Raw genomic sequence first — 6,480 nt, 5'->3', positions numbered from 1 at the left:
AGCCCCGACCGGCCCAAGCACGACGGCGCCGGCGACCGCGCCCAGCGCAGCATCGCCGGCGCGCTGCGCGAGCGCGGCAGAGGGCGCGAGGACCAGAAGCATTGCGGCGGCGGTGAAGGCCTTGATCATATTTTTGTCCCATCCGTGAAGGGTGGGATGCTGATCTGCCTTTATGGCGAGATGCGTGATGCTTTGTGGCCGCAGCATGGACTTTAGGGTTCCACGGCTTGCTGGACGCGATTGTGGCTTTCCTGCCGGGGCGATTATGCGGTTCGACGCCGCGCGCGCTCCAGAATGTCGCCGACACCTGCGGGGTTGCGAACGCAGCGGAACCCGTAGCGGCCGGTGTAATCGGTATCGGGAGAGCGGGTCGATCTTCCGGACGCGAAATTGAGATGGCCGGCGCCGCGGCCGATGTCGGCTATCTCGAATGTCCCGTCCATGTCTTCAAAGTGCGTCGCCGACACCGTCGGTTTGCCCCAGGCCGTGCGCACGATCAGCGCGCGCCGATTGGTGATCGCGAACAACGTCTGCAGGTCGTGCAGCCACATCACGAAGGGAGCGGCGACCATCATGATGCCGACCATCAACAGCGGCACCGTCGATTGACCGACCCAGCCCCTGGAGATCGCGATAGCGGTGACAAGCAGCCAGGGAAGTCCAATCCACCACAGAAACCGCCACATCATCATCCGGGCGACGCCGTCGGGTTGGCCCCGCCAGAGCACGCGCTCGCCGGGTTGAACTGCTTCGGTCAATAACCGCTGTAAGGCACGGGAAAATATCGAGGAAAATATCGTGGTGCGGAGTTCGTCCATGCCCGGTTGGTCGCGACTGGACAAGGAATGGTTCGGCGCGCGAGGGACGGGCGATCCGCGTCAGACCGCTTCGCCGCGGGTCAGCGCCGCCGCGTGGCGGATCGCGGAAATGTTGGCCTTGTAGCTGTCCACGGTGCCGCCCTTGAATACCGCCGAGCCCGCGACCAGCGCGTTGGCGCCGGCGGCGGCGAGTTGGCCGGCGACGTCAGGGCCCACGCCGCCATCGACCTCGATGTCGATCGGACGTCCCGCCGTCATCGCCCTGATATCACTGACCTTGCCGAGCGCGGACTTGATGAAGGCCTGGCCGCCGAAGCCGGGATTGACCGACATGACCAGCACGAGGTCGATCAGGTCGATGACATATTCGATCGCGCTCGCCGGCGTGCCCGGGTTGAGCGAGACGCCCGCCTTCTTGCCGAGCGCGCGGATCGCCTGAAGCGAGCGGTGCAGATGCGGGCCGGCCTCGGCGTGGACGGTGATGTGATCGCAGCCCGCTTTTGCAAACGCCTCGAGATAGGGGTCGCAAGGCGAGATCATCAGATGCGCATCAAAGATCTTCTTGGTGTGCGGGCGCATCGCCTTGATGACATCGGGGCCGTAGGAAATGTTCGGCACGAAATGTCCGTCCATCACGTCGAGATGGATCCAGTCGGCGCCCGCCGCGTCGACGGCGCGGACTTCCTCACCCAATTTGGCGAAATCCGCCGCCAGGATCGACGGCGCGATGACGAGGGGACGTGACACAAATTGCTGGGACATGTGCGCTTCCCAAACCTCTTCGGAGCAGAACGGCCCCCGTAACATGCAGAAGGGCCGGGGGCAATGCGGCCGGAAACGTCTCCTGTGGGCGGAAAAATCTGCCGCGGCTTGGCAGTTATTGCCGAGTTCGCGGGATCGCAGGGATTCGGGAAAGCCCGATTTTATTGGCTTTTTCGCACTGGCACGGCGCTTGCTGAGGAAAGGGGAACACGTTCAGCCGCTGTCCGTGCGGCATGTTGGAGTTCCGCCATGTTCTTTGCTCTGGGCGCCGCGTCATCGGCCATCGATGCCCTCAAGGCGCTAGCGTCGTCGAAATCGTCTGCGCAGACCAACAGCGCCAGTCAGAGCTCCGCAAACCCGTTCGCTTCGCTGACCTCGAACGCGCAGGCTTCGATCGCGTCAGGGGCAGGCTCGGGCGGCAGCGGCGCTTCGTCGATATCGCCGGAAACCATGAGCGCGCTGCTTGACGCACAAAGCCAGTCCTCGACGGGATCGACCACGGCCTCCAAGAGCCGCCACAGCGCGCTGAAGGATCTGTTCGGGCAGATCGACGGCGACGGTGACGGCAAGATCACCAAGGAAGAATTCGAGGAGGCGCTCGGCGCCGGCGGCACCAATGTCGCAAATGCCGACAGCGTGTTCGGTAAGCTCGACAAGGACGGTGACGGCTCGGTCAGCCTGAAGGAACTGGCCTCGGCGCTGCGGCCCGGCAAGGGACACCGCAAGCCTGACGAAGCCGGCGGCAGCGGCGGATCAGGCTCCGATCCATTCTCGCAGGCCTTGCAGGGTGCCTCCACCACGACCGTCACCAACAGCGACGGTTCGGTGACGACGTCGCTGACCTATGCGGATGGTTCGAAGGTGACGATGACGTCGCCCGTATCAGGCAGTTCATCCAGCGCCGCAACGTCGTCCTACAATTTCATCGAGCAGATGATCCAACGCCAGGCCCAGGCGATCTCGTCCTCGACCACTGCATCGGTTTCGATGAGCGCCTGATCAAGAGACCCGGCGAGATCTCTTCGGATTGCGACCTAACCGAATCGATCGCCCCACGCCGGTAGCGCACCCAGAAAGGGTAGCGCGGTCGCAGCATGGACGCCGCGCGCAATCGCGCGCGCGACCGTGTTGGCAGCCACCATGCCGAGCTCGGTGACGCCGAACAGCGGATCGACCGGCTTCTTGCCGGTCGCGGCGGCAAACACCACGTCACCGTCAGTCGTTGCATGGACGGGATAGATCGCGCGCGCCATGCCGGTGTGCGCGATCATCGCCAGCCGTTTGGCCTGCGCCTTTGTCAGCACCGCGTCCGTGACCACGACCACCAGCGTGGTGTTCTCCGCAGGCGTTACCGCCGGTCCGCCCTTCAGACGCGCCCGCAGCATATCCGGCGTGAACGCAGGCGGCAGTCCGCGCCCGCCAAACTCGTTGTCCTGCTCGAACGGTGCCGCCCAGAACCAAGGGCCGTCACCGACGGTCACGCTGCCGACGGCATTGACCACCGCGAGCGCACCGACGGTGACGCCGCCTTCGGTCTGCGCGGAAGCGGAGCCGAGTCCGCCCTTGAAAGTCGCGGTCGTCGCGCCGAGGCCCGCGCCGACGCTGCCAAGCGCGAAATCGGCGCCCGCTATATTCGCCGCCGCATAGGCGAGATCGCGATAGGGCGGAAAGCGTCCCCATGCCTTGTTGCCGCCGTTGAGCAGGTCGAAGCAGATCGCGCCCGGCACGATCGGGATCACCGCGCCGCGCACCCGAAAGCCGCGTCCCTGTTCCGCAAGCCACGCCTGTACGCCGCCGGCCGCATCCAGTCCCAGCGCCGAGCCGCCGGAAAGGGCGATGCCGTCGATCGCCTCGAGGGTGCTTTCGGGCTTGAGCAGGGCGTCCTCACGGGTACCGGGGCCGCCGCCGCGTACGTCGATCGAGGCGACGGCGGGAGAATCGAAAAGGATCGCGGTGACGCCGGAGGCAACGCTGGTGTCATGGGCGTGGCCGACGCGGACGCCGGAAACATCGGTGAGGAGATTTTTCAAAACGTGGTCCCTGAGGCTGCACCCGCGTGGGCGTGTGCCCTCCACGGATATATCAGCCTCAGGGCTTGCTCAACTGGCAAGCGCCAGCCGGATCATCTTTGCGAGCTCTGACTTGCGATAGGGCTTTGCCAGCAGCAGGACGCCGGAATCCAGCCGGCCATGATGGACGATGGCGTTCTCGGTATAGCCCGACGTGTACAACGTCTTGAGGCCCGGCCGCCGTTTCAGCGCCTCGTCGACGAGCTGGCGGCCGTTCATGGTGCCGGGCATGATCACGTCAGTGAACAGCAGGTCGATGGCGGGGACGTCGTCGATGACGCGCAAGGCATCGGACGCGTTGGCGGCCTCCAGCGTGGTGTAACCCAGGCTCTCGATCTGGGTCATCACGTAGCGCCGCACCAGCGCGTCATCCTCGACGACCAGGACCGTTTCGTTGCCGCCCTCGATATTGGCCGCGACCAGCGCTTCCGCTGCGGTCTGCTGCAATCCCGTTGCCCGCGGCAGGTAGATCTTGACGGAGGTGCCGTGGCCTTCCTCGCTGTAGATCTTGACGTGTCCGCCCGACTGCTTGACGAAGCCGAACACCATGCTGAGGCCGAGGCCGGTGCCCCTGCCGACTTCCTTGGTCGTGAAGAAGGGCTCGAATACCCGTTCGAGCAGGGCGGGCGGGATGCCCGAGCCGGTATCGCTGACCGCGATCATCACGTAGTGGCCGGGCGCGACCTCGTCGTGCATGCCGGCGTAGTTTTCGTCGAGGAAGACGTTGCTGGTCTCGAACGCGAGCTTGCCGCCATTGGGCATGGCATCGCGCGCGTTGATGGCGAGGTTAAGGACGGCTGTGGTGAGCTGGTTCGGATCGGCCAGCGCGGTCCAGGCATCCTCGGCCAGCAATGGCGTGATCTCGATGTGTTCGCCGAGCGTGGGGTGCAAAAGCTTCGCCGCCTCCAGCACCAGCGCGTTGACGTCGATCTCGAGCGGCTGCAGCGGCTGCTTGCGGGCGAAGGCGAGCAGGTGCTTGGTCAGATTGGCGCCGCGGTCGGCGGCTTCGTCGATCAGCTTGGCAACGGCGGCGAGCTGCGGCTGATCGGCGACGGCCTCCTCGAGAATGCCGATGGTGCCGGTGATCACGGTGAGGATGTTGTTGAAGTCATGCGCGACGCCGCCCGTGAGCTGGCCGACCGCATCCATCTTCTGCGCGTGCCGCAACTGGGCTTCGGCGGCCTGCTTTTCCGTCAGGTCCCGGCCGATGAAGAAGTGCCGCCGCACCGGCTCCGACCAATTTCCGGTCCAGTTCAGCGTGACGGGCTTGCCGTCCTTGCTGACATAGCGCGTCTCGAAATTGCGCTTGCTTCGTCCTCGCCGGCCCGCCCGCATCTCCTTGCGGGTGTGTTCGAGATCGTCGGGGTGGATGAAGTTGATCGCGTTGTGTCCGACCATTTCGGACGGCTGATATCCCAGGATGTCGGTGACGCTCGGGCTGACCTGGATCAAATTCCCCATGGAATCGCTCACCAGGATCAGGTCGTTCGAGGATTCAAATATGCGTCGCCGCTCTTCCATCTCCTGGCTGAGCGCCTGCTCGGTTCGCCTGCTTTCGGTAATGTCGCGCGCAATCTTGGAAGCGCCGATGATCTCGCCGGAAGCCGACCTGATCGGAGCGATGCTGAGCGAAACGTCGACGGTGCGTCCATCCTTGCGGACGCGCGAGGTCTCATATTGCTCGATCCGCTCGCCGCGGCCGACCCGCTCCAGGATATCGCCGATCTCCGCGTGCCGGTCCGGCGGCACGATGACATTGATGCTCTTGCCGACGGCTTCCGCCGCCGTGAGGCCGAACAGGCGCTCCGCGGCGCCGTTCCAGCCGGAAATGGTTCCATCGAGCAGTTTGGTGATGATGGCATCGTTGGACGATTCCACGACTGCGCTGAACAGGCGCTCGCGTTCGGTCCGAAGATTCCTTTCCGAGACGATCTCCCGGCGCGATGTTCCAAGCAGGCGCGCCAGCTTGCCCTGCAGGCTGACATTATCGATCAGCAACACGGTGAGCACGAAACTCGCGGCGCACAGGCCGTAGATGCGGCCGAGATAGAAGCCGACATCGAAGCGCGCCACGTTCAGGATCGCCGACAGGGCGATGTCGAACAACCAGGCGCTCATCACGACCATCAGCCAGATGTCGAGCACAAAATGCGGCCTGCGCAGCCACAGCACTGCCAATGCCATCAAGCTCAGGCACCATACGGTGGAGACCACCCCAAGCATGACCGGCGTGTAATGACCGCCGCTCAGAAGGATCGGCAGGCGGTCGTGCTGGGCGGTGACGATCCAGGTGAACGCGGCCATCATGGCGCCGACCGCAACGATGCTGGTAGCGACGGCCGTGCCGGCCGAGCCTCGCACCTTGTCGTTGTCGGTCGCCTTCAGCAGCGCATAGCCGAGCACCAGGAGCGGAAATACGCCGTGCCAGACCATGTAGAGCCAGACTGTGGTCTGCGTTCCCGCACCGAGCAGCCCGCCTGGCGCGAACAGGCCGGGAAAGGTGAGGGCGTGCACGATGGCCGCCATCGCCGTGAACAAATACCCGCTCGCGAGCAGCAGCAACGCCCGCGAGCGGGTGATTGCGAATTGTGAAAACAGCAGAACGGCGGTGATCAGATCGTTGATGGCCAGCGCGGACTGGTAGCTCGCGACGAATGCCGGCATCGGCGGAAGCGGCACGCCGGCGAACGGCACCGCGATGGCGAACAGCACCGCCGAGACGCCGACCACGACAAGCGCCACCCTGCGGTCACCGCGGGTCGCCGGCAAGGTGGAAAGAAAGATGTTGCGCTCGTCACCCAAACATCATCTCCGGAAAAGTGGCAGCGAAC

5 protein-coding genes are annotated in these 6,480 nt (G+C 64.8%); 1 reads left to right on the top strand and 4 read right to left on the bottom strand.

What is annotated here, in order from left to right; genetic code table 11:
• Nucleotides 1–263: 263 nt before the first annotated feature.
• Together CQ12_RS21655 and rpe are read right to left on the bottom strand one after the other, a co-directional pair.
• Nucleotides 264–842, bottom strand: coding sequence for a hypothetical protein (locus CQ12_RS21655; RefSeq protein ID WP_245310063.1), 579 nt, complete (start codon nt 840–842; stop codon nt 264–266).
• 36 nt (nt 843–878) lie between these two features.
• On the bottom strand, nt 879–1,580 hold the full coding sequence (gene rpe / locus CQ12_RS21650) for a ribulose-phosphate 3-epimerase (protein ID WP_057837331.1): 702 nt from the start codon (nt 1,578–1,580) through the stop codon (nt 879–881).
• Between the two features lie 249 nt (nt 1,581–1,829).
• Between rpe and CQ12_RS21645 the strand changes: the two genes are divergently transcribed.
• Nucleotides 1,830–2,579 carry an EF-hand domain-containing protein gene (locus tag CQ12_RS21645; protein WP_057837330.1) on the top strand — a complete coding sequence of 250 codons (750 nt, stop codon included), beginning with the start codon at nt 1,830–1,832 and terminating at the stop codon, nt 2,577–2,579.
• A gap of 35 nt (nt 2,580–2,614) precedes the next feature.
• On the opposite strand, the gene CQ12_RS21640 is transcribed toward CQ12_RS21645, so the two are convergent.
• Both CQ12_RS21640 and CQ12_RS21635 read right to left on the bottom strand, forming a co-directional pair.
• Nucleotides 2,615–3,610 (bottom strand): P1 family peptidase, encoded by a 996-nt coding sequence (locus tag CQ12_RS21640; protein ID WP_057837329.1) that lies wholly within the window; start codon nt 3,608–3,610, stop codon nt 2,615–2,617.
• 69 nt (nt 3,611–3,679) lie between these two features.
• Nucleotides 3,680–6,451 carry a PAS domain S-box protein gene (locus tag CQ12_RS21635; RefSeq protein WP_057837328.1) on the bottom strand — a complete coding sequence of 924 codons (2,772 nt, stop codon included), beginning with the start codon at nt 6,449–6,451 and terminating at the stop codon, nt 3,680–3,682.
• Nucleotides 6,452–6,480: the final 29 nt, after the last annotated feature.

The organism is Bradyrhizobium jicamae (genome assembly GCF_001440395.1).
Taxonomy (GTDB): Bacteria; Pseudomonadota; Alphaproteobacteria; order Rhizobiales; family Xanthobacteraceae; genus Bradyrhizobium; species Bradyrhizobium jicamae.
Note: the sequence above shows the minus strand (reverse complement) of the source record. Positions and strands in the feature narration are given on the sequence as shown.